At 62.1% G+C, this 24,835-nt stretch carries 11 protein-coding genes; 3 read left to right on the top strand and 8 right to left on the bottom strand.

Going from position 1 to position 24,835, the window contains the following annotated elements; all coding sequences use genetic code 11:
- The first annotated feature begins 71 nt into the window (after positions 1-71).
- Complete coding sequence (locus tag HBO09_RS07285) at positions 72-4,718, top strand: hypothetical protein (protein ID WP_169998651.1); 4,647 nt, start codon at positions 72-74, stop codon at positions 4,716-4,718.
- Between the two features lie 182 nt (positions 4,719-4,900).
- Positions 4,901-9,805, top strand: coding sequence for a hypothetical protein (locus HBO09_RS07280; RefSeq protein ID WP_169998649.1), 4,905 nt, complete (start codon positions 4,901-4,903; stop codon positions 9,803-9,805).
- Positions 9,806-9,917: 112 nt separating this feature from the next.
- Here HBO09_RS07280 and HBO09_RS07275 read toward each other — a convergent pair whose 3' ends face one another.
- Positions 9,918-12,293: an RND family transporter gene (locus HBO09_RS07275; RefSeq protein WP_169998647.1), complete on the bottom strand. Its 2,376-nt coding sequence runs from the start codon at positions 12,291-12,293 to the stop codon at positions 9,918-9,920.
- Positions 12,294-12,308: 15 nt separating this feature from the next.
- Complete coding sequence (locus tag HBO09_RS07270; RefSeq protein ID WP_169998722.1) at positions 12,309-13,349, bottom strand: YCF48-related protein; 1,041 nt, start codon at positions 13,347-13,349, stop codon at positions 12,309-12,311.
- 429 nt (positions 13,350-13,778) lie between these two features.
- Between HBO09_RS07270 and HBO09_RS07265 the strand changes: the two genes are divergently transcribed.
- A complete protein-coding gene (locus HBO09_RS07265; protein WP_169998645.1) occupies positions 13,779-14,894 on the top strand; it encodes a Gfo/Idh/MocA family oxidoreductase in 1,116 nt (371 codons plus the stop codon).
- 250 nt (positions 14,895-15,144) lie between these two features.
- On the opposite strand, the gene HBO09_RS07260 is transcribed toward HBO09_RS07265, so the two are convergent.
- From HBO09_RS07260 to HBO09_RS07235, 6 genes are all read right to left on the bottom strand, one after another.
- Complete coding sequence (locus HBO09_RS07260) at positions 15,145-16,848, bottom strand: AMP-binding protein (RefSeq protein ID WP_169996315.1); 1,704 nt, start codon at positions 16,846-16,848, stop codon at positions 15,145-15,147.
- Between the two features lie 30 nt (positions 16,849-16,878).
- A complete protein-coding gene (locus HBO09_RS07255) occupies positions 16,879-18,177 on the bottom strand; it encodes an acetyl-CoA C-acetyltransferase (RefSeq protein WP_169996317.1) in 1,299 nt (432 codons plus the stop codon).
- Complete coding sequence (locus tag HBO09_RS07250; protein ID WP_169996319.1) at positions 18,174-19,076, bottom strand: MaoC/PaaZ C-terminal domain-containing protein; 903 nt, start codon at positions 19,074-19,076, stop codon at positions 18,174-18,176. The genes HBO09_RS07255 and HBO09_RS07250 overlap by 4 nt, the downstream gene beginning before the upstream one ends.
- Positions 19,077-19,078: 2 nt before the next feature.
- Positions 19,079-20,422, bottom strand: a complete 1,344-nt coding sequence (locus HBO09_RS07245; RefSeq protein ID WP_169996321.1) for a 3-oxoacyl-ACP reductase — start codon at positions 20,420-20,422, stop codon at positions 19,079-19,081.
- Between the two features lie 132 nt (positions 20,423-20,554).
- On the bottom strand, positions 20,555-23,080 hold the full coding sequence (locus tag HBO09_RS07240; protein ID WP_169996323.1) for an acyl-CoA dehydrogenase: 2,526 nt from the start codon (positions 23,078-23,080) through the stop codon (positions 20,555-20,557).
- 302 nt (positions 23,081-23,382) lie between these two features.
- Positions 23,383-24,822, bottom strand: coding sequence for an outer membrane protein transport protein (locus HBO09_RS07235; RefSeq protein WP_169996325.1), 1,440 nt, complete (start codon positions 24,820-24,822; stop codon positions 23,383-23,385).
- Positions 24,823-24,835 lie beyond the last annotated feature (13 nt).

The following is a 24,835-nucleotide window of genomic DNA, read 5'->3' as shown; positions in this document are numbered from 1 at the left end:
CGGCTACCGCCTCGACCCCGGCGACAAGCGCCACTGTTGGGCTCCATCATCCCCACAGAACGGAATCTGTCATGCCCCCTGTTTCCCTGGCCGCCCAGGCCGTCAGCCAGCAATTTGCCAGCCGTCAGACCCTGGACGCCGCCGTCCAGGCACTGTTGCAGCGCAACCTCAGCGAGCGCTACCCCAGCCTGGTCATCGATCTGCAGCAAATCCAACTCGCCGAGCCACAACCCGGCCGCAGATGGCAGTTCAAGCCCCTGATGAGCGTGGTCCATGACTATCTGGGTAGTGGCGCGCAGCTGGACTTCAGCGAGCGTCACGAGCTACTGCCTTACCTCTCGCAAACACCTCCCAAGCGTTTGAAACTGCCCGAGAGCAATCAGAACATCGATATGCAGGTGGTCGAAGGACTGATCCGCGAGCTGCCCTCCCTGCTGCCCATCGCGCTGCAAGACGCACTGGTCGATTACTGGAATGCCAGCGGCCCCAGTGGCGTCACTCGCTGGCGCTGGCTCGGCGATTGGCTGATGAATACCCTGCGCACCAGCGGCCTGAAGCAGCCGGGCCTGGATGCAGCCTCGCGACAAATCCTCGACCAGCTCGTCAGCTTTCCCGAACGCACCCAGCGCATCGCCCGCCACGGCGAACAGGCGGTGATTGCCTACAGCCTGGAGACGGTGGTGGAGCACAACGGGCAAAGCACGCGCCTGTTGTCGGAGCATCTGGTCTTGACCCGCCCCACCAATGGCCAGGCCCCGGTGCTGCTGTGTGCGCCCAGCGGCCATGTCGAGTGTTTTGCGTCCATGGGCGAGTTCAACACCGCCTGGAGCCAGCGCCTGAATGCGCGCTTCGTCGCGCAGACCCTCACCACTCACCGCTACGAGCCCGAGGGTTCGATCTTCGAGCACCAGGCCAGCCTGCTGCTCAATCAACAACTGGAAGACCTCGGCGCTCTCAAGCTGCCCCTGGGCAAGGACTGGCGCAGCCTGCAAAGCCTGTACACCGAGCTCACGGAGCCGGCGCATTACTTTCTCGATGCCGACGAAACCCCTTACGCCCACCTCGACAACCTGCGCCCCCATATGCCGGATCCGCTGCGCCACGCCACGCCCTCTGAGCGCTATCGCTACCGGCAATTGAGCCTGGAGCTGGCCAGTGCCCGGCAACGCGCCGGCGACGAGACTTACCTGAGCGGCATCGACGATCTGCGTACCTATACGGTCAACGCCTTGCAGCGTGAGTTACAACGCCTGGCCCCCCAGGCGCAGGATGGCGCCGCCCTGCCCCATCCCGATGAGGTACTGCTGACCTTTACCGTGGCTGCCGGCTATCCAGGAGGGGCCGGCATTGTCGAGCGGGTGCCCATGAGTCTCACGGACCTGGCGATCCGTAACCTCGCCGCGCGCCCCAGCGGCCAGGTGGCGATCACCCACCGCCATGCCCACACCCTGCCGGCCTGGCTGACCGTCGATGCGGTGGTGGGCAGTGACGGCCTGATCGAGCGGGTCAACATCGGCAAATACTATCCACTGCTGCTCAAGGACGCGCTGTTGAGCGACACCCCCCAGGCCCAGCGCCGCGAAAAGCTGTTCAGCGAGCAACAGGTGTTGCAATTGCCGCTGCTGGCCCTGGAGCTGAGCCTCAAGCACGAAGTCGGTATCAATGCAGAAGGCGCACGCATGGTCGCGGCCCTGATGCAGCCCGACCCCGGCAACCAGCAGGTCGACCAGCGCACGGTGGTGATTCGTCACCTGGCCCTGCTGCGCAGCCCCAATGCGTCAGCCGACAAAGTCGAGAACATGTACCTGATCGAGTACCAGAGCCCCCCAGGCCCGGTGCTGCTGTATCGGCCGCTCTACGCCACGTCCTTGCAGCAATACGCCAACCGTGCGGCGCTGTTTGAGGCGATTGCACAGCCGGGCCCGTTGCAGACCAGTGTGCTGACCTGGCTGCCTGACAGTGCGCGACCGATCTACGATCACGGCGGCTTTCGCGAGCCCCACTATCTGCGTTTTGGCCTGGGCAGCGAGTTCGCGCCGATACGCACGCCGCCGCCGGCAACCCTGGGCTACGCTGGGCTCAACGAAGAGTTGCAACAGTGCCTGGTGACCGGGCGGCTGATGCAGTACCTGTTCAGCGAACATAGCCGCGCCTTGGTCGACCAGGCCGAACGCGAGTCGACCTCCAACCATGAGAGCCGGTGGCAGGTGTTGATGGAGGGCGCCAGTCTGCTGTTCGGCAGCCTGCTGTTGCCGACATTGCGCGGCCCGGCGGTGCTCGTGGGGTGGTTACTGGCGATGAACGCAAGTTTCACCCAGGCCATCCAAACCATCGTCAGCGACGACACCAGCGCCAAGGAGCAGGCAACGATCGATCTGTTGCTCAACGTCGCGATGCTGCTGCTGGACTTCCCGCCGGCCAAGGCGTGGTCAGTACCCGACCCGCTGCTCAGGCAGCAGGCCTTGGGCACGGCGCTGCGGCGCCGTGAAAGTGATCCGTGGCCAGTGCCCCCTGCGGCGCAGGTGCGCCAGGGCACGGTAGGACTGCCGGGGGAGTTGGCGCGCGGTAACAACACCGCGCTGGATTTCAGCTTCGCCCAGGCCCGTCATCGCCTTACCCCCAACCAGCTGTCACGCCTGCAATCGTTCAAAGTTGCCAACGCGCCCCAACTGCCCGAGCCGCAATCGAGTGGACCACGCAAAGGCTTGTATGCGATCGAGGACCGTTGGTACGCCGTGGTCAATGGCGATCTGTACCGGGTCAGCCTGGATGAGGACGCCAACGTGGTGATTGTCGATGTCGTCGACAACTTGCGGCGCGGCCCCTACCTTTGGGCCAATGAGCAGGGGGTATGGACGGTCGATACGCGGTTGCGTCTGCGCGGCGGCATGCCGCCCAAGCGTATTGCCGCCGAGCGCCTGCGCAAGGCGCAGCGCGTCGAAGCACTGAAAGCCGAATATGAGCGCTTGCGGTTGCTCCAGCCGGCTTGGATCGCGGCCACGGACAAGGCGCAGCGCGCCATGCTGGACCTGGAACAGCAACCGCGCCCCAACGAGGTACAACTGGCCAATGCCCGTCGGCATTTCGATGCCACGCTCAAGGAGGAAACAGCCGAGTACCAGCAGATCCTCGATAGCCACAAGGAACGCGAGGCGCTCAACATCCCGTTGCCGCTCAAAGACACCCTCGCACTGTTGGAAAACACCATCAAGAATGGTCGCAAACAGGTGATCATCGCGCAAAAGGATCGGCTGGCACTCTATCGCACCTATCAGCGTTTCGGCGTCGAGGGCCCCGCACTGGGGTTGGTGATCTTGCGGGATCAGGCCGGCTATCAGCAGTTCCTGGTGCAGTTGCTGGAGGTCAACGAGCGCACGATCCAGGGGCTCGAACTTCAGGAGCGTATGCTGGAGCAGTTATTCGGGTTGGGCTCAAGCGGTGCCGAGGCATACAACCGCCTGACCGAGGACCGGCCGAACGAAATCACCGCCCTGGCCGTCAAGGACCTGCAGATCCGTGGGTTGAAGCGCATGATCGTCAAGGACTTCGCCCACCCGCTGTTCAACGCCCTGGACAGCATCGTCTCGCCCCTGCAGCAGCATGTGCGCACCCACGGTGAACTCAACAGCCTGGAGCTTTCAGCGGGCGATCGCATGAGTGTGCTGGAGAGCCTGATGGAGCACTACGGCAGTGCCCTGGACGGTCTGCAGGGCCTGAATATCGTGGATGCCGAAGTGCTCGACCCGGTGTACACCCACAAACTCATCGGGGTGATCGAGGCGCTTTACCAGAACGTCGCCCAGCGCCTGGCCAATGAAGTCAAACCTGCTGCGCAACCTGCAAGACGCCCGCCCAGACGCCCGTTTGTCAGCGCTGGAAGGCCCGTGAAGCGGGTGATCAAAACCCAGAGAAAAGGCACGTTTATCGGTCAAGTCAGTTCCCTCGGCAACCTGGAAGTGGTGGAAGTACGAGACGAGGTCAACAATCAGTTGCTGGGCATGTATTCGCAACGTGGCGAGGAATGGGTCGAATTCATCGAAGCCCCAGCGCCGCCGCCGCCCCTTACCACCCGTGCAGTCAGCGTCGTCAAGGGCGAGGCGCGCAAGTTGCTGGCAATGCTGGATAACCACCTGCGCCGGGCCGAGGACTACCGGAAAATCTCTCGGCATCCGCAAGAGATCGAAGAGGTGCTGCAATACGAGGCATCGCGCTACGACAAGCTGGCCAGCGAACTGGACCGGGCGATCCAGGCCCAGGCCGAAAGCGCGCGCACCGCCGCCGACCAAAAACTGGCCAGCGACCTGCACCAGGCGTCAGCGCGCTTGAGCACCCGGGGCCAGGCACTGCGCAGCCAACTGTGCCTGGAATTGCCGCCGACCCACGGCAACCTGGAATACCTGCTCGCACAGGGACAGGTCGGCGTGGCGAAACTGGGCGAGCGTCTGCAATTGAGCGGTGCGCGGCGGGACTTTATCCAGGAGTACGCGATCAACGACCGTGGTGGATACCCGTTGTGGTACGCGCACTTTCACTACCCTGCGGCGGACACGCCCAAGACCGACTACAGCGCCGCCCACCTGAAGACCCGCGAGCAACGCCGGCAAAACTACTACACGCTGCTGGACAAGGCACAAGGCACCCAGGCGGTGGTAGACATACACCGTGGGTTGATTGGCAAGGCGTTGGCCGAGCGTTGGCTTCTGTCGTTTGAACGGTAGGGTTTAGGCGGGTTGCCCCATAGGCATGGCGACTGCGAAACTGCCGATTTCCCCTGTGGCGAGCGGGCTTGCCACAGGGACATTCCCCTTCCCGTCGCCCGCCGATAACCCGCTACCGCATCCGCCGCGCAGTTGTGATTACTTTACGAGGGGACACCAACCTCACGTAAAGGACAACTCCTGTGCCCGCCCCAACCGAAAACCCGGTAAAGAATGCAGTGCAAGCGCACTTCTCCACTCGCCCTTCCTTGCGCTCAGTGATCGCCCAAATGCTGGCCGATACCTTCGCAGAAAAATTTCCTCCCTTATCTATTCCCCCCGCCGATCTTTACCTGGCAGTACCCCGCGACGGTGGCGGCCGAGCCTTGCGGCCCCTGCTGAAGGTGGCACTCGAACAGGTGGCCGACGGCAGCTTCCCCGACCTGTCGACGCGCCACAACCTTGACGCTTACCTCAGTGATGCCACAGGTACACGGCTGAGCACCCCAAGCAACGGTGACACCATTGACTACGACCTGAACGTCGTCAAAGCCGCGGTACAGGAGTTGCCCTCAATTGTGTTTGTCGGTTTTCAAGAAGCGTTGGCGGCCTACTGGAGCCAGGACAGCAACACCGGTGGCAGCCGCTGGCAATGGCTGGCCGGCGTACTGCAAGGTCAACTGAGAAACGCGGCCATTCGTGAGTCCGGCGATGACAGGCACCAACTGCAGGTGCTCGGCACCCTGGCCAACTACCCCTCCCGGGAAGCCAGGGCCGGCCTCGCAGGGCCGCAGAACGCCCTCCACGTCTACACCCTGGAAACGCGCCTGGTACGCGAAGCCACCACCCTGACGGTGCAGTCCAGCGATGTTCTGGTGGTCAATGGCACGCGTGCATGGCTGTATGCCGTGTCGGGCCGGATCGAGTCCTTCGCCAACCTGGACGCCTTCGGCCAGGCATGGGGTGAGCGCATGGCCCAGCAGTTCCTGGCCGACACCATCACCTGGCACCGGTACGAACCCGACGGCGATATTTTCGAGGTCCAAGCTGCGCTGGCCTGCAACCAGCAACTGGAGGATCTGGCAGCCCTGTCACTGCCGGCCGGCACCTCGGTAGACGATGTGCAGGCGCTGTTCGAGTCGCTCACCAACCCGGCCAATCTGTTTGACGCCTCGCCAGTCACTGCACCGCAAACCTTGTCGCCGATCCAGGCTGCGCTGCCCGGCTGGCTGCACGACGCCTCGCCCGCCGACCGCTTCGCCTATCGCCAGTGCCTGCTGGAGCAGGCCAGCCTCAGGCACCTGACGCGGGGTGAAGGTTACCTGGATGAGCTGGATGATATTCGCACCTATGCCGCCGCGCACTTGAACCACCAGTTGTGCCTGGAGCGCAACGCGGCCCTGCACGGCACGCGCACCTGCACCGACCTTGAGCAATCGAAGTACCGGGCCCAGGACCTGGAACTGACCTTTCATGTACCCGTGGGCACGTTGCAAAGCGGCTACATCGACAAAGTCGTCATGAGCCTGGTGGATCTGGCCCTGAAAAACCTCTCAGGACGGCCCGCTGGCCGCATGACCGTGCGCCACACCGCAGGCCAGGCCATTGAGGCGTGGCTGACCCCGGAGTACCTGCTCCAACTGATCCAGCGTGTCAATGTGGGCCTGAACTACCCGGCTTATATTCAACAGGCGTTGCTCAGTGACACCGCCGAGGCGCAAAAGCGCAAGCGTCAATTCTGCGCACAGCGCCCCATCGACCTGAAAACCCAGGCCCTGGAGCACAAAATCAAAGGTGAAGCAGGGCTGACAGCCAGGGGGGTTCGCTGCATCAACGCCGTGGTCGCTACCCAGCGCGCAGATCGCTGGGTGGACACCGATGAAATCGTCATGCGGGCGTTGGCCTTTCAACGCAAACCCGGCGCCAAGGCCGATGTAGCGCAGAACATGTTCATTATCGAACCGCGCGACCCGCAGTCCGGGCCACACCTGCTTTATCGTCCAGCCTATCTAGATGCGGTGCTCGAATTTGCCAGCCGCGACAGCCTGCTGGCGGCCATCGCCCAGCCTGGGGCGATCCAGGAGAGCGTACTGGCGTGGCTGTCGGATGACGCCCGGGTGGTTTACAGCAACGGTGGTTTTAAAGAACCGCACTACGTGCGCATCAGTGGTCTGGGTGCGGACTCCCCACCCCTGCCCCGCGTCCCGAAACCGGCGACACTGGCCGATGCCGAGGATGAACACAACGACCCGATCCAGCAGGCGCTGGACAGCGGTCAACTGATGGAATACCTGTTTGTTTGCGAAGCCCGGCAGTTGCTCGACCAGGCCGACCGCGAGTCGACATCCAACGCCGAAAGCCGCTGGGCGTTGATTCTCGAAGGGCTGCAACTGGGCTTCAATACCTTGCTGATGCTGGTACGCGGACCGCTGGCGGCCGCCGGCTGGCTCATACAACTGGCGCAGAGCCTTAAACAGGACCTGCCGGCCCTGGAAAGCAACGACCCCATTGCCCGGGAACAAGCCTGGGTCGATCTGCTGCTTAATATCAGCATGGTGTTGATCCACCATGGCTTGCCGCCTCAAGTCCCGGGCCCGCCCGTGGCCGAAAGCCGCGTGGCCCCACAGGCGCGCTTGCCCTTGCGCCGACCTGCCGGCCAGGCCATCAGACGACAACCCGTGATTGAGCGAGGCCGGGTTGGCCTGCCCTCCGAGCCACCGGGCGGCGGCCGCACCTTGCTGGACTTTGACCGTTCCCTGGCCAGCGACAGTGCCTCGGCCCGTTTGCTGGAAAAACTGCTGGAGTTCAACATTCCTTGGCCGGAACCGGCGCCCGAGCCCGTGACAATTGGGCCGGCCAAGGGTTTGTTCAAGCTCGACAACCTCTGGTATGCCTCAGTGGCGGGCCTGTTTCTGCGGGTCAAGATCGTCCCGGGTTTTGGCGATGTGTTCATTATTGACCCCACCAAACCCGATCACCCCGGCATCCAGCTCAGAACCGACGGCAACGGCCATTGGACCCTGGACCGCGGGCTGAAACTGGCAGGCGGTGGCCCCAAGCAACTGGCCCTGTTGCGCGAGCAGAATCAACGCAAAGTCGAAGAGTTGGCGGTCCGTGCACGGGCGCTCAATATCGAGCTGACGCCGCTGTTGCTCGAACTCAACAAATCCCAGGATCGAATGTATTCCGCCAAGGCAGAACTGATTAGCCAAGGTAATCTGCTGAAACTGATCTGGAGAGCGCTGGAAAACGCCAGCGCCGCCCAGCAACCGGTCATTCAAAGGCGGCATCAATCCGAGATGCAAACCTACGCAACACGCTATACCCAGTATGAAACGCTGCTGGGAACCCTCGAAGAACGCTTTACAGACTTGCTGCCGCGACGCCTGGAATTGGCCAAAGTAGGCCTGGAGCTGGAAAAGCTCAGCAAGTCTCAGATCACTGTCCACGACCGCGCAAAACTACTGAAAACACTCTGGGAGCAACAGTTCGCCGTCCATAACTTTCTGGGCACGTGGGCAGACGCCCTTCGCTTTACCGAGCGTGGCGAACCCATGCGTGACCTGGCCAGGCGGATGGTGTTGGAAAGAGCGCTCGGAGACTCGGCGCCCTATGACCAAGTCGTGGCCAGAACCATTGAACTGGCGGACACCGAACAGCGCATGGCCGTAGCGTCCCATGGGATGGAGACCATCCTCGAGGCGTTGGAGCAAGACTCAGTGGCAGGACGTGCGATACGTGAAGAGTTGCTGGCAGCCATCGTGCGCCCGCAAAGATTTTTTTCCGAAAGTGTGAAACTCAACGCGCTGATCCCCCTGTCGTGGATCGCCGTTGAACCGATACGTATGGGGCCGTCCCCACAGGAGGCGCTGTATGTCGAACACCTCCACTACACCCGCCTGTCCCAGGCCCTGCTGTCTCACATCGAAGTGCGCAGCAGCAGCGGCTATCCCCTCAATGAACAGCGCCAGGTGTACAACACGGTCCTTGAGCAGTACCGCAGTTATGAAATCGCTATGCACGCCCTCAAACTCATCAACCCCGCACGGGTCCACCCGGTGGCCGAGCGACTGCTCAAGGAACTGCAGCATGCCCGGATGCTGGCCGAGGACGAGCTGGAAACGGTACTGCGCAAACAGGAAGAAGTGGAGGTAGACCAGGCGCGCTCAAAAAACCTGCGCCCGAAAGCACCGACCAAGCGCATTTTCAAAACCAGTAACCGCACCTATCTGGTCGGCGACCTCATGCCGGCCACTGAGCAGATCAATCGCGAGCATCTCACCCTGAGCGATGGGGTGACCGGCGAAACCATCAGTGCGTTCCGCCAGCAGGCCGACACTTGGGTCGAGATCCACGAAGACGCCGCGCCCCCACCACAAGTCCAGAGACTGGTAACGTCACTGGCTTCGCTCAAAAGCCAGGGCCAGGCGCTGATCAAACAACGCGCAGGTATTGAACAGGTCATTGCCACCCAACAACGGCTGCTGGAATCACCCCGCACCCGGCAAGCGGTCGACCCGGGCGACTGGGATCAACTGCTCACCGAACAAGCCCGCCAGCTCACGGTCGTGGCCGATGAAATTGCCCGCGACCACCTCAACCAACCTGCAGCGCAGGCACTGATCGACGACTTCCAGGCACACGCCAAAGACATGCAGCGCACGGCACAGAACCGCTGCAGTGCCGCGTACAAACGGCAACTGCCGACGCTGGAAAGCCTCGATTATTTGTGGCGCCATAAAGAAATCGATATCAACCTGACCAGCCTGGCCGACCCACAGCGCCCAACCCTCAGCGGCGACTTCTTCACTGAGTACGCCGTGTATGACAAAGCTGTGCGGCCTCCCACCGTGTTGTGGTACGCCCATTTCCATTATGCCAGCGCCGATGCACCACCGGCCCAGTACACCCGGGCCCATCTGAAACTGGCCAGCCAACGTAAATACACACAAAAAGACCTGCTCAAACAACACGTGCAAGCGCAGCTGCGCGCTCAGCTAGAGCCTGGGGCCGAGTCCATCGAGACAATCGTGTATGTGCTGCTCACGCCGCCCCAGGACCAACTGTTTTTAGCCATCGCGCCGGCTTCACAACCCCGGGTCGTTTGATCCAGGCAGCGCCTACAGGTTGATCGCCATCGTTGGTTGGGGTGCTGGTTGAGTGCCGGGGCTGGTGAGGGACAAGCTCCCTCGCCATACCCCGCACTCGATCAATTGCTGATCAGTGGGCAAACAACGAGTTGCCCTTCTGGCCCGCCAGTTTCTCGGGTTTGATCAGGAACCGCGCCAGTGCCGGCAACAGCCACAGGGCGCCAAACATGTTCCACAGCAGCATGAAGGTCAGCATCAGGCCCATGTCAGCCTGGAACTTGATCGCCGAGAAAATCCAGGTGCACACACCGATTGCCAGGCACAGGCCGGTGAACAATACGGCTTTACCGGTGGACTTGAGCGTCTGGTAGTAGGCTTCCTGCAACGGTAGACCGGCACGCAGGAAGCTTTCCAGGCGGCTGTAGATGTAGATACCGTAGTCCACACCAATGCCCACACCCAACGCCACCACCGGCAAGGTCGCAACCTTGACGCCGATGCCCATGAACGCCATCAGCGCGTTGCCCAGCACCGAGGTCAGCACCAGCGGCAGCACGATGCACAGAGTCGCCGCCCAGGAGCGGAAGGTGATCATGCACATGGTCGCCACGCACAGGTAGACCAGGATCAGGATGGTCAGCTCGGCTTCCTTGATCACCTCGTTGGTGGCCGCTTCGATCCCGGCGTTACCGGCGGCGAGGATGAACTCCAGGCCTTCCTTGTTGTTTTCCTTGGCGAAGTCCTGCACCGCATGCACCGCACGGTCGAGGGTTTCGGCCTTGTGGTCGTTGAGGAACACCAGCACCGGCGCCAGGGAGCAATTGTTGTTATACAGGCCATCGGCACGGGCGATGGAGTTGTTCAGCACGTCCGGGTTACGCGACAGGGTTTCCCATTTCAGGTTGCCCTCGTTCATGCCCTTGATCATCTGCTTGGACACGGTCACCAGGGAGATCGCCGACTGCACACCCTCGGTGTTCTGCATCTTCCACATCAACTGGTCGATGGGCGCCATGGCTTCGTAGCGCGAGCAGCCTTCAGCCTTGGTCTTGACCATCACCACCAACACATCGGAGCTGGTGGAGTAGTTGTTGATGATGAAGTTGTTGTCTTTGTTGTAGCGCGAGTCCGGGCGCAGTTCCGGAGCGCCCTGGTCGAGATCGCCGATTTTCAGGTTCTGGCTGTACCACAGGCCGCCACCGAAGGCGATCAGGGCCAGGGCAACGGAGATTGGCGCGACTTTGGGGCTGGCGAAGTTCGACAGCAGGCGCCAGAACGGATGGTCGCGGTTGGCGTCTTTTTTGCTCTTGGCGATCGCGCGTTTGCTGATGCCCACGTAGGAAATCGCGACCGGCAGCAGGATCAGGTTGGTGAACACGATCACCGCCACGCCGATGGAGGCGCCGATGGCCAGCTCACGGATCACGCCGATATCGATGATCAGCAGGGTGATGAAGCCCACCGCATCGGCAAGAATCGCGATCATCCCCGGCAGGAACAGTTGCCGGAACGTGCGCCGCGCCGCTGTCAGGGCGTTGTCCGCCTCGCTGGATTGCAGGGCGATGCCGTTGATCTTCTGCACGCCATGGGAAATGCCGATGGCGAAGATCAGGAACGGCACCAGCATTGAATACGGATCCAGGCCGAAGCCGAAAAAGTGCATCAACCCCAGTTGCCAGACCACGGCCACCAGCGTCGTGATCAGCACCGCGACCGTACTGCGCAGGCAGTTGGTGAACCACAGCAGCAGCACCAGGGTGATCACGAACGCGATGCCGAAGAACAGCACCACCATGATCAGGCCGTCGATCAGGTCACCGACCTTCTTGGCAAAACCAACGATATGGATCTGGACGTTGGGGTTCTGCTCCTGGAATTTGGTGCGGATCTTGTCTTCCAGCTCATGGGAAAACTTCTGGTAGTCCAGGGCCAGCAACTTGCCCTGGTCCTGCGGGTCTGGATACGACTCCAGCAGCGGGATATCAACGATGCTCGACTTGAAGTCGTTGGCCACCAGGCGCCCGACCTGGCCGGACTTGAGCACGTTGTTGCGCAACTGGTCGAGGCTTTCCGGCGAGCCGTTGTAGCTCTGCGGGATCACTTCGCCGCCGGCAAAGCCTTCTTCGGTCACTTCAGTCCAGCGTACGCTGGGGCTCCACAGGGACTTGAGGCCGGAACGGTCGACGCCGGAGATGTAGAACACTTCGTCGTTGATCTGGCGCAGGGTCTCCATGTACTCCTTGGAGAAGATGTCACCGTCCTTGGCCTCTACCGAGATACGCACGGTGTTGCCCAGGTTCGCCAGGTCGTTGCGGTGCTCCATCATCTTTTCGATGAAGGGATGCTGCAGCGGGATCATTTTTTCAAAGCTGGTGGACGGCCGGATCAAGGTGGCCTGCCAGAACAGGAAAATGCTCACCAGCAGGCAGATCACGATCACTGCCGGGCGGTTGTTGAAGATCAGGCGCTCAAGAAAGGTCGCTTTATCGTTGTGATGACTGCTCATTCTATCCCCGCCTTCTTATTGTTTTTTGCGTTCGGCGCCAGTGGGCTCGGCGACGCGTACGCCACCCTGCCCCACCAGAATCAAGTCGCCATTGCCCGCCGCCGTCACCGCCGAGAGTGAAATACGGTCCGGGCGGTTGAATACGCTGAACGTCAGGCCATCGTCGTGGCTGACCACCACGCTGCCACCGTTGCCGACCACCACCAGGGTGCCGTCGTCGAGCAGGGTCGCGCCCGACAGACCAAATTCCAGGGTGCCACGGGCGGCCTTGAGTTCTACCGGCATCCAGGTGTCACCAAAATCGGTGGAGCGGAAAAGATTGCCGCGCAAACCGTAGGCCAGCAGGGTCTTGGGCTGGGCGGTGCCAATCACGCCAAACAGCGAGCCTTCATAGGGGCCTTCGAGTTTTTCCCAGGTCTGCCCCCCATCGCTGGAGCGGAACATGCTGCCCTGCTCGCCGACGATAAACAGGCCCGCGTCCTTGACCTGGGCGATGGCGTTGAGGTGGTACTGGTCTTCGTTGTCGAGGCGATCGCTGACATCGGTCCAGGTCTTGCCTGCGTCGCTGGTCTCGATCAGCGCACCGTAGGCACCCACGGCAAAGCCGTGGTCGGGGTCGTTGAACAGCACGTCCAGCAGGGGGGCCTCGCGGCTAAGGTCTTCGAACTGCTGAGTCCAAGTGGCCCCGGCATCGCTGCTGGCGAGGATCCTGGCGTCATGCCCCACCGCCCAGCCGTGTTGGTCGTCGATGAAAAACACTGCCGTGAGCAACTGCCGGGTCGGCACCTTGGCCTGCACCCAGGTGGCGCCCTGATCATCGGAATAGAGGATATGCCCGCGATCACCGACCGCCACCAGGCGTTTGCCGGCGTGCGCGACGTCGATCATCAGGCCTTTTTCGGCCCTTGGGGATTCAATGGCAAATACCGCAGGTTCTGCGGCTTCGGTTGCAGCCTGGGCAGCGGTCGACACCGCGACAGCCCCCAGCAGCGAGAGCGCTGTAGCCAGCACCGCGAACTTGCGCGACGCGAGCGGGCGGCAAAAACCCACACCCATGACAGGCTCACTCATAGACCTTTCTCCCATTTATTATTGTTAGGTCGTAACACCTTCCAGGGTGTTCGCAGTGCGCAAACCTGCAATCTAGAGCCCCTTGAGGAAGCAGGGGCCATCCTATCGGGCTTTCGAATCGTCTGACAATCGGCGCTACGTTATCTTTTGTTAACTGAAGGCCTTCTGCCTGCTGGCTGAATATAGCCGCATTCGCCGAAATGATGACTTCGTACATTCCTCTGTAGGAGCGAGCTTGCTCGCGAAAACCCTCAGGACACCTCGGGGGGCCTTGAGCCCGCGTCATCATTGACGACCTTCGCGAGCAAGCTCGCTCCTACAGAGGAATAATATTTATATTCCATGTATTGATGATTAAGAATTTTTATTCTATTAATTGCTTTCCCGAAAACAACAATCACAAGGACCACCGCCATGCGCACCCTCGGAATCGGCCTGATCGGTACAGGCTTCATGGGCCGTGCCCACGCACTGGCGTTCAATAACGCCCGCACGGTATTTGACTTGCCCTTCGAGCTGAGGCTGGCGGCCCTGGCCGATGCCGACACCGAGCGCGCGCAACGCTGCGCCAGCGCCTGGGGTTTTGCCCAGGCCCATGGCGACTGGCAACAGTTGATCGATGACCCGCAAGTGGACCTGGTGGCGATCACCACCCCCAATCACCTGCACTACCCCATGGCCATGGCCGCACTGGCGGCGGGCAAGGCGGTGTATTGCGAAAAGCCCTTGGCGACCAGCCTGCAGCAAGCCGACGCCATGCACCGCGCCGCCCATCAGGCTGGAGTGGTGACGCGGGTCGGCTACAACTACCAGCACAACCCGATGATCATCCTGGCGCGGCAGATGATTGAAGCGGGCGAACTGGGGCAGATCATCAGTTTCCAGGGTGAATTCAGTGAAGACTTCATGGCCGACCCGGCCTCACCCTGGTCATGGCGCTGTGAGGTTGGGCATGCCGGTGGTGCCCTGGCGGACCTCGGCAGTCATCTGCTGGCGATGGCGCGGTATCTGGTGGGGGATGTCACTCACGTTTGTGCCGACAGCCAGACGGTACACAGTCAACGCCCTGCCAGCCCTGGCAGTAGCGAGATGCGCCCGATCGAGATCGACGACCAAGTGCATGCCTTGCTGCGCTTTGCCAACGGCGCGCGCGGGACCGTCAGCAGCAGTTGGCTAAAGCGTGGCTACAAGAACCATTTGAGTTTCGAGATCAGTGGCACACAAGGCACGCTGGCCTTCGACCAAGAGCGCTTGAATGAACTGCGGGTATGCCGGGCTGGCGCAGACAGTTTCCAGCGTCTACTGGCCGGCCCCGCCCTGCCCGGCTATGCCGCGTTCAGCCCGGCGGCGGGGCATCAGTTGGGGTACAACGAGTTGAAGACCCTGGAGGTGCAGGAATTGATCATGGCGCTGGCCGGGCAAGGCGCGGCGGGTACTGATTTTGAGGCGGCGTGGGAGGTGGAGCGGTTGGCGACGGCGATTCGGATGGCGGCGCGGGAAGAGCGGTGGGTCTGTGTGAACGAGGTCTAAAAGGTGGGAGCGGGCTTGCCCGCGATAGCCATGGGCATCTACACAACTTTCAGAAACTGACGATCTTCTGCGAAGCAGCCCCAGTAAGCCGAATGCGGTGTATCAGATACACCGTAGCGGCTGATTTTGGGGCTGCTTCGCAGCCCAGCGCGGGGCAAGCCCGCTCGCCACAACACCCCTTTCTGCCAGGATTTATGCGCTGCGGCAAAGTTGTGTAGATAACGATGGCTATCGCGGGCAAGCCCACAATTTAACGCAGCGCCCGACGTAGGACCTTGCCCACGGTAGTCTTGGGCAATTCCTCGATGCGGAACTCGACAAACTTGGGCACCTTGTACCCCGTCAGGTACTCCCGGCAATGGGCCAACAGTTGCTCCTGGGTCAAGGTCGGGTCGCGGCGCACCACCACAATTTTCACCTTCTCCCCGGTCACCCCATCTTCAACGCCAATCGCCGCCACTTCCGCAACCCCCGGGTGCAACGCCACTACGTCTTCGATTTCGTTGGGGTACACGTTGAAGCCCGACACCAGGATCATGTCCTTCTTGCGATCCACCAGGCGGATAAAGCCCTGCTCATTCATCACCCCGATATCCCCGGTCGACAGCCAGCCCTCGGCATCCAGCACCTCGGCGGTTTCCTTGGGGCGTTGCCAGTAGCCCTGCATCACCTGCGGGCCGCGCACTTGTAGTTCGCCCTGCTCGCCGATGTCGGCCACTTCGCCGTCCTCACGGATAAAGCGCACCCAGGTCGAAGGCAATGGCACGCCGATGCTGCCGGTAAATTCCATGTCGCGCATGCGTGAGATATCGATAGGGCTGATGCTCACCACCGGCGAGCATTCGGTCAGGCCGTAACCCTCGATGATCGGCAGGCCGGTGACTTCTTTCCAGCGCTTGGCCACCGCGGTGTGCGTGGCCATGCCCCCGGCGATCACCAGGCGCAGGTCGGAAAAGTCCCGGGCACGGAACTCTGCGTTTTCCAGCAAACCGTTGAACAGGGTGTTGACCCCGGCAATCCCGTTGAAGCGCTCCTTGCGCAGGATCATCTGCACCCGTTTCACATCCCGTGGGTTGGCGATCAGGATGTTGCGCCCGCCCAGGCACATGAACATCAGGCAATTCACGGTCAGGGAAAAGATGTGATAAAGCGGCAACAGGGTGACGTTGGTTTCCTGCTGGTTCTGGTCCAGTTGATCGCCGACCCACGCCTTGGCCTGCAACAGGTTGGCGATGATATTGCGGTGGCTGAGCATCACGCCCTTGGCATCGCCGGTGGTCCCGCCGGTGTATTGCAGGAATGCCAGTTCCTCACGCGCCAGCGGCACCGGCGTATGGGTCAAGCCCCGGCCCTGCTTGAGCGTCTGGTTGAAGCGCACCGCGCCCGGCAGCTTGAAGGCCGGCACTTGCTTCTGTACACGGCGCAGGATGAAGTTCATCGCGGCGCCCTTGAAGGTGCCGAGCAGGTCGCCGATAGCGGCAATGACCACACGTTTGACCGTGCTACCGGCCACGACTTTTTCCAGGGTGTGGGCGAAGTTTTCGAAGATCACCACGGTCTCGGCGCCACTGTCCTTGAGCAGGTGCTTGAGCTCGTGGGAGGTGTACAACGGGTTGACGTTGACCACCACCGCACCGGCAAGGATGGTGCCCAGCAGGCAGATCGGGTACTGCAAGCAGTTGGGCATCATCAAGGCCACGCGATCGCCCTTGCGCACGCCCTGGGCCTGGAGCCAGGCGGCAAAGGCGATGCCCTGGGCCTGCCAGGTGGCGTAGGTCATCTCGGTGCCGATGCTGACGTAGGCCACACGATCCCGGTACTTGTGCAGGTGCTCCAGGAAGACCTCGCGCAACGATGGGTAATCCTCGATGCCGGCATCAATGTCCGTGGGCACCCCGGGCAGGTAGGCGTTCAACCAGATACGTTCGGTTTGTTCCTGGCTCACAGCGTTCATGGCAGTCTCCTTGTTGTTGTTTTTGTACGGCTACTTTTCAACGATGGCGGTAATGCCCAGGCCGCCGGCGGCACAGATGGAAATCAAGCCGCGCCCGCCACCCCGCTGGTGGATGGCTTTGGCCAGCGCCGCCAACTGGCGGCCACCGGTGGCGGCGAACGGATGGCCACAGCCCAGGGAGCCGCCGTTGACGTTCATTTTGGCGCGGTCGATGCTGCCCAGCGGCGCGTCCAGCCCGAGGCGTTCGCGGCAGTAATCGGCATCTTCCCAGGCCTTGAGGGTACACAGCACCTGGGCGGCGAAGGCTTCGTGGATCTCGAAGAAATCAAAGTCGGCAAAGCTCAGACCCTCACGCGCCAGCATGCGTGGCACCGCATAGGCCGGGGCCATCAGCAGGCCTTCGCTGCCGTCGACAAAATTCACGGCTGCGGTCTCGCCGGTACGCAGGTACGCCAACACCGGCAGGCCGCGGGCGGCGGCCCACTCCTCACTGGCCAGGAGCACCACCGAAGCGCCATCGGTCAGGGGTGTGGCGTTACCGGCCGTGAGGGTGCCGTTCTGCCGATCGTAGGCCGGGGCCAGGCTGGCGAGTTTCTCCAGGCTGGCATCGGCACGCAGGTTGTTGTCCCGAGCCAGGCCGCGATAGGGGCTGATGAGGTCGTCGAAAAAGCCGTTTTTATAGGCCGCGTCGAGGCGCTGGTGACTGCTGAGGGTCAGTTCGTCCTGGGCCAGGCGTTTGATCTGCCAGCGCTTGGCCATTTCTTCGCAGTGCTCGCCCATGGACAAGCCCGTACGCGGCTCGCCATTGCGCGGCAGCAGCGGCTTGAAAAACATCGACGGGCGCACCTGCAACAGGCTGCGCAGTTTGTTGCCCGTGCCCTTGGCGCGGTTCGCCGCCAATAGCGTGCGGCGCAGGGATTCGTTGATACCGATGGGCGCGTCGGAGGTGGTGTCAGCCCCCCCGGCAATGCCCACTTCAATCTGGCCGAGGGCGATTTTATTGGCCACCAGCAGCGCCGCTTCCAGGCCGGTGCCGCAGGCTTGTTGCAGGTCGTAGGCCGGGGTCTGGGCAGACAGGGTGGTGGACAACAGCGACTCGCGGGCCAGGTTGAAATCCCGCGAGTGCTTGATCACCGCGCCGGCAGCGAACTCGCCCAGGCGCAGGCCGTGGAGGTTGTAGCGGTCCACCAGGCCTTGCAGCGCGGCCACCAGCAAATCCTGGTTGCTGTCGTGGGCGTACACCGTGTTGGAACGGGCAAACGGAATGCGGTTGCCACCGACAATCGCCACCCGGCGCGTCGGGGCGGGGCTGAAGCTGTAGTCACTCATGGACGACTCTCATCAAAACGTGGGTGCCAGATAAACAGGCCGCGCATATGGGGTTTGTCGCCCGCCGGGTTGCGCACCTCGAACGCGCGGTTGGGGCCGTCTGCCGGGGCATTCCACAGGGCAACCTGGCCGGGCAGGAAGATCGGCAACTTGAACTCGCAATGGGCCTCGGCCACGTCTAGCCCGCCTGGAGGTTGTTGCGCGGCCAGGGCGCGGCCCAAGGTCCACATGCCATGGGCGATGGCCCGGCGAAAGCCGAACAGGCGCGCACCGATCAGCGAGGTGTGGATCGGGTTGAAATCCCCCGACACCTTGGCAAAACGTCGTCCCAGGTCCGCCGGCAGCACCCAGCGTTGAGTGCGCCGCAAGGCTTCTTCGGGCAAGGCCAGGCTGTCGCCCCAAGGCTCGCCCACCGGGTTGGCCACATCCCGGCGCAGGTACAGGCTGTCGCTTTGCCACACCAACTCGCCAGCGCTGTAGGCATGGGTGGCGATGCTCAAGGCCTGGCCCTTGGCATGGGCCACCCAGCGTTCGGCAAACACTTCCAGGCGCAGGGCCTGGCCCTCCTGCAGGCGCCGATGCTGGCGAATACGATTGGCCAGATGCACCATGCCACTGGCCGGGTACGGGAAGCTGGGGCGGGTCAGCAGCATCAAGTGCAGGGGGAATGCCAGCACATGGGGATAGGACAGCGGCACACCTTGCTCACGCCGAAAGCCACAGGCCCGGCCATAGGCGGCAATCTCATGGGCGCACAATGGCACCGCCGAGCGCACCAGGCGCTCCTTGGGCAAGGTCGGCGCACCTTCAAGCTTGGGTTTGCGCAGCGCCAGCAGGCCGTCGAGTAGCAGGCGATTGCGCGACGGTGGCGGATCGATAATCTTTGTCACGTAGTCCATGCTCAGGCTCCCAACAGGCTTTGGCCGCACACGCGCACCACTTGGCCGTTGACCCCGCCCGAGGCCGGGTGCGCCAGCCAGGCGATGGTTTCGGCGACGTCGATAGGTTGCCCGCCCTGGGACAGGGAATTCATGCGCCGCCCCGCTTCGCGAATCATCAGCGGGATTTTCGCGGTCATCTGGGTCTCGATAAACCCGGGCGCCACGGCATTGACCGTGACCTGCCGCGCCGCTGCCACCGGCGCAAGGCCCTGCACCAGGCCAATCACCCCGGCCTTGGACGTGGCGTAGTTGCTTTGCCCCAGGTTGCCAGCGATCCCGGAGATCGACGACACACAGACCACCCGCCCACCGGCATTGAGCCCCTGCCCTTGCAGCAAGGCTTCACTCAAGTGCAACGGTGCTTGGAGGTTGACCGCCAGCACACTGCGCCAGGCCACTTCGGTCATCTTGGCGATGGTCTTGTCGCGGGTGATCCCGGCGTTGTGCACCACCACATCAAATGCGCCGTGCTCGGCAACATAAGCCTGCAACTGCTGCACCGCATCGGCGGCGGTGATGTCCAGCGCCCAGGCATGGCCGCCGACACTGCTGGCCGCCTGCTCCAGGGGTGACAATGCTTGCGGCACGTCCACGCACACCACCTGCGCACCGTCACGGGCCAGCACCTGGGCGATGGCCAGGCCGATGCCACGTGAGGCGCCGGTGACCAGGGCGCGGCGGCCGCTGAAGGGCTGGTCCCAGTTGATGACAGGAGCGCCGTCCACCGGTTTTTCCAGGCGCACCACCTGCCCCGAGACATAGGCCGAACGCCGCGACAGGAAGAACCGCAGGCTACTTTCCAGCGCCTGCTCGGCCCCCGGTGCGACATAGATCAACTGCACAGTGATCGCCCGCCGCAGTTCCTTGGCCAGGGACCGCACCAAACCCTCCAGGGCGCGCTGGGCGATCGCCTGGGGCAAGTCCTGGCACTGTTCGGGCGCGGTGCCCAGCACCACCACCCGAGCGTGTTGCCCCAGGCGCGGGGCGTTGGCGTGGAAGAATTCGTAGAGTTCGTCCAGTTGCTTGAGGTCGACCACGGCGCTGGCATCGAACACCGCGCCCTGGACCTTGACCGTGGACGGCGCCTTGAGCGTAGCGGCCTGGGCCGGCACGGTGTCGGTGGCCTTGAAGATGCGCCGCACTTCCTCGGCCAGGCGCCCTGCCCCGGCGATGATCACCGGGTTGGCCAGGCCTTGTTGGCCGCTGCGGTGGCGTTGCAGGGGCAACGGTTGTGGCAAGCCAATGGTCTGGGCCAGGCGACGGCCCCAGGGAGAATTAACAAAAGAGAGATAGCTGTCGCTCATAAATCGATCCTTGCAAACCCAATCCCCTGTAGGAGCTGGCTTGCCTGCGATAGCGGTGTGTCAGATTGCATCTTTGGCACAGACACACCGCTATCGCAGGCAAGCCAGCTCCTACAGGGCGCGTGTTGGTGTTTAGTTCACCGGGGCGTTTTCACGTTTTCTGGTGCTGGGCTTGGCCGCTTGCTCCAAGGTTTGCTGGCGCTTTTGCAAGGCCTCCAGCAAGCCAAAGTCCTGCGGGAAGTCGTCCACCTGGATGCCGTGGTCGGCGTACTCCACATAGCGCGCCAGCAAGGCATCTTCGTCCGCGCTGATCAAATCCAGGGCGCGGGCCTTGATGCGCCAGGCGGTGAAGGCCGTGGTGCTGATCGGCATCGGTTCGAGGGTGCCTTGCTTGACGGCCGCCTTGAGCCGCCCTTCGATCAACTCCACCTGTGGCAACAGGCGGAACGCCAATTCGCCGTAGGCCAGCTTGTCGATTTCCGGACGCGGGATGTAGGAGTTGGCCAGCAAACGGTCGCGGCTTTCGCCGGGGGTCTGCACCAGTTCCGCGACCTGGGCCAGCAGGCGATCGGACGGTTTGCGCTGGGGAATGCCGAACGGGAAGCTCAAGCCACGAATCACTGCCGCCGCCGGCTTCGAGGGGTAATTGTCGAGCACCTCGGCCAAGGCTTCATGGGCCCGCAACAATGCATCCTGGGCCGACCAATGGACCAACGGCAGATCGGCCTGGGGCCGGCCATCATCTTCAAAGCGCTTGAGCACGCAGGACAGGATGTAGAGCTGGGAGAGAATATCGCCCAGGCGCCCGGTGATGCTTTCCTTGCGCTTGAGCGCACCGCCCAGCACGCCCATGGAGATATCGGAAATCAACGCCAGCACCACCGACAGCCGATTGGCCTGGCGGTAGTAGGACGCCACCGCTGGGTCGGTCTTGGAAGGCACGGCAATCAGCCGTCCGCCTGTCAGGGAATGCACTGCCGCACGTACGGTATTGGCCAGCACGAAGCTCAGGTGCCCGAACATGGCGCTGTCAAACGCCAGCAACGCCTGGCGATTATCGGTGTTGCGCGCCGCTTCCATCTCTCGGAACACGTAAGGATGGCAACGGATCAGGCCCTGGCCGTAGATGATCAGGCAACGGGTCATGATGTTTGCGCCTTCCACGGTGATCGCGATCGGGCTTTGCTGATAGGCACGGGCCAGGAAGTTGTTGGGCCCCATGCAGATGCCCTTGCCGGCGACGATGTCCATGCCATCGTTGACGATGATCCGCGCACGCTCGGTGACGTGGTACTTGGCAATCGCCGAAATCACCGAGGGTTTCTCGCCGGCATCCAACGACGCTACCGATACCTTGCGTACCGCATCGCAGGCATACAGGTGCCCGGCCATGCGTGCCAAAGGCGCCTGTACCCCTTCAAATTTGCCGATCGGCAGGCCGAACTGTTTGCGCATCGCCGCGTAGGCCGTGGTGCCGCGTACCGCCACCTTGCCCAGGCCGACGTTGGCCGATGGCAGGGAAATCGCCCGGCCGGCCGCCAGGCATTCCATCAGCATGCGCCAGCCGTTGCCCACTTGCTCGCGGCCGCCGATCACCCACTCCAGGGGGATAAACACGTCTTTGCCGGTGGTCGGGCCGTTCTGGAACACCGCATTGAGGGGCCAATGGCGGCGACCACTGTTCACCCCGGGATGGGACGTGGGAATCAAGGCGCAGGTGATGCCCAGCGAACCGGGCTGGCCCAGCAAGCCGTTGGGGTCTTCGGCGCGAAAGGCCAGGCCCAGCACGGTGGCGATGGGGCCAAGGGTGATATAGCGCTTGTCCCAGGTCACGCTGAAGCCCAGCACTTCCTGGCCTTCATGCATGCCCTTGCAGACGATGCCCAGGTCCGGAATCGCCCCGGCGTCGGAGCCGGCATAGGGGCTGGTCAGGGCAAAGCATGGAATGTCTTCGCCTCGGGCCAGGCGCGGCAGGTAGTAATTGCGCTGGGCGTCGGTGCCGTAATGCAGCAACAGTTCGGCGGGGCCCAGGGAGTTGGGAACCATCACCGAAATCGCCGCCGCCGAGCAACGGGTCGACAGCTTCATCACCACCTGCGAATGGGCATAGTGGGAGAAGCCCTTGCCGCCGTATTGCTTGGGAATAATCATGCCGAGAAAGCCCGCGTCCTTGGTGTACTGCCAGCCTTCGGGCGACAGGTCCTGCCAGACCTGGGTGGTTTCCCAGTCGTTGGCCATGTCGCAGAGGGTTTCCACTTCGTTGTCGAGGAACGCCTGCTCTTCGGCGCTCAAGCGTGCCGGCGCAGCTTGCAACAGGCGCTGCCAGTTGGGTTTGCCGCTGAACAGCTCGGCGTCCCACCACACGGTGCCGGACTCGATGGCCGCGCGCTCAGTGTCGGACATGGCCGGCATGATCGTGCGAAACAGGCCCAGGGCCTTGCTGGTCAGCAGCGCACGGCGCACAGGCTTGATGCTCAGCAGCAGCGCCGGCAATACCACCAGCAACGCCGCCACGCCCAAGCCAAACCCTGCGACCACACTGAACAGATAGCCACCGGCCAACCAGGCCAGGCCAGCGCCCAGCCACAAGGTGGCTGCCGCTTGTCGATACGCCAGGGCCGTCGCCGCAGCGAGTCCCGCCAGTAACCAGATAACCATGGAGATACCTCTACTTATTCAGGGCAACTTATTCAGGGCACGGCATGCAGGTCAGCAGGCCGGTATGGCCTGCGACTGATCACCACACTACAAACTTGAAAAGCTAAATTCAAATTTTGTTTTGAAATTTTTATTTAATCCATTGGCGAAAAAATTCACGGCCGAACGCGTCAGCCGAAATGTCGAAGAGCAAGGAAATCACCAGGGGTCGCGTGGGCGACCCATGGGCGCAGCACCCGGTAAACGCAGTAGAAAGATGCGCTGACTACGCGTTTACCCAGGCACTACGCAGATACAACAGATCAGAAAGCGTAGGTAGCCGACAGGCTGACCACTTCGCCCTTGGCCTCGGATTTGCCATCCAGCGAACCTGCGCCAAGCCGATCAACGTTCTTGGTCTTGAGCTTGACGGTTTCCACAAACTGGCGGGAGTACGCGCCGTCAATGCTCAGGCCAGGAATGGCGCGGATGTTGTAGCCAAAGCCCAGGGAGGCGAAGGTACGATCCCCATCCGGGATACGTGGGTCACGGGTGGAGTTGCGGGTTGGGGTCTGGTCAAAGGCCACACCGGCGCGCACGGTGAAGTCATCGGTGAGTTTGTAGTCGCCGCCGAACGAATACATCCAGGTGTTCTTGTACTTGTACGGGATCGACACAATGGTGCTGCCATTGGACTTCAAGGTCAGCGCCTCGAAGGAGGACCATTCGGTCCAGGTCACACTGGCGCCCAGGGTCAGGCGGTCAGAGAAGCCGTGTACCCAGTCCAGGGACGCGTTGGCAGGGACATCCAGTTGCGTTGAGGCATTGGCACCACCCGGATACAGATTCAGCCCAGGGTAAGCCAACTCGACCAGGGTTTTACCGTCGACCACCGGGGTGGTCATCAGCGCTTCCGAGCCCGGATCGGCGTACATGTTGTACTTGCCCTCCAGCTTGTTCTTGATTTTGGCGTGGTAGTTCAAACCCAGGGTGTCTTGCGCCGTGGGCTTCCAGGTCATCCCTGCAAACCAGCCCAGGGAGTTGTTGTCGACCTTGACGCGCATCAAGGCGAAGCCCTGGCCCGCAGGGAACGGAATCATCCCAAAATCCGGCGATTGGGCGGCAGCGGCATACAAGTCGACGTTCTGACTCACAAAACCTTTGGTGTGCTGGAGAATCGCACCACCACCGATGGAAAACTCATCATTGACCTTGAACGACAGCGAGCCGGTCAGGCCCACGGTTTCGATTCGGGTGTCCACTGCAAAGTCGCGGCCTTTCCAATCCTGGTCATAAGTCGTACGGGCACCCATCGGCACCACCTGGCTCATACCAAAAGCAATACGGTCATTGATCGGAATGACCATGAAGAACGTCGGCACCCATGCCTCGAAGCCAGCCTGACCACCGTTACCGGTACGATCGTTGTAAATCGGGTTGTAGTTTTCGTCGAGCGTCGTTTCAGACATAGGACGGCCAGAGTAGTCGTAGGCTGATCCTTTGTATTTGATGTCGATATTTGCGTAGTTGATGGTGAATTGAGAGATGGTCTTGTCAACGAAGGCCATTGCAGCAGGGTTGTTGTAGGCCGATGACGGGTCGTTCTTGAACATCGAACCACCACCAAACGCCCGGCCCCAGCCAGCGGTGTTGGAGGTCGGAGTCATGAAACCACCCGCCTGGACTGGACCAGCCATGGCCATCAGTCCCCCCAACAATGCCAGGCCAAGGAACGCCTGGGCCTGCTGTTTCTTATTATTCATGCTCCACTCCTTA

It is taken from the genome of Pseudomonas sp. WS 5027 (genome assembly GCF_012985695.1).
GTDB classification, from domain to species: Bacteria; Pseudomonadota; Gammaproteobacteria; order Pseudomonadales; family Pseudomonadaceae; genus Aquipseudomonas; species Aquipseudomonas hygromyciniae.
This window is presented reverse-complemented; position numbering and strand designations above follow the sequence as displayed.

Excerpts from the sequence above, each read along its gene's own strand:
- HBO09_RS07285 (WP_169998651.1), top strand. The coding sequence starts at position 72 with ATGCCCCCTGTTTCCCTGGCCGCCCAGGCCGTCAGCCAGCAATTTGCC.
- HBO09_RS07275 (WP_169998647.1), bottom strand. The coding sequence starts at position 12,293 with ATGAGCAGTCATCACAACGATAAAGCGACCTTTCTTGAGCGCCTGATC.
- HBO09_RS07270 (WP_169998722.1), bottom strand. The coding sequence starts at position 13,349 with ATGGGTGTGGGTTTTTGCCGCCCGCTCGCGTCGCGCAAGTTCGCGGTG.
- HBO09_RS07265 (WP_169998645.1), top strand. The coding sequence starts at position 13,779 with ATGCGCACCCTCGGAATCGGCCTGATCGGTACAGGCTTCATGGGCCGT.
- HBO09_RS07260 (WP_169996315.1), bottom strand. The coding sequence starts at position 16,848 with ATGAACGCTGTGAGCCAGGAACAAACCGAACGTATCTGGTTGAACGCC.
- HBO09_RS07255 (WP_169996317.1), bottom strand. The coding sequence starts at position 18,177 with ATGAGTGACTACAGCTTCAGCCCCGCCCCGACGCGCCGGGTGGCGATT.
- HBO09_RS07250 (WP_169996319.1), bottom strand. The coding sequence starts at position 19,076 with ATGGACTACGTGACAAAGATTATCGATCCGCCACCGTCGCGCAATCGC.
- HBO09_RS07245 (WP_169996321.1), bottom strand. The coding sequence starts at position 20,422 with ATGAGCGACAGCTATCTCTCTTTTGTTAATTCTCCCTGGGGCCGTCGC.
- HBO09_RS07240 (WP_169996323.1), bottom strand. The coding sequence starts at position 23,080 with ATGGTTATCTGGTTACTGGCGGGACTCGCTGCGGCGACGGCCCTGGCG.
- HBO09_RS07235 (WP_169996325.1), bottom strand. The coding sequence starts at position 24,822 with ATGAATAATAAGAAACAGCAGGCCCAGGCGTTCCTTGGCCTGGCATTG.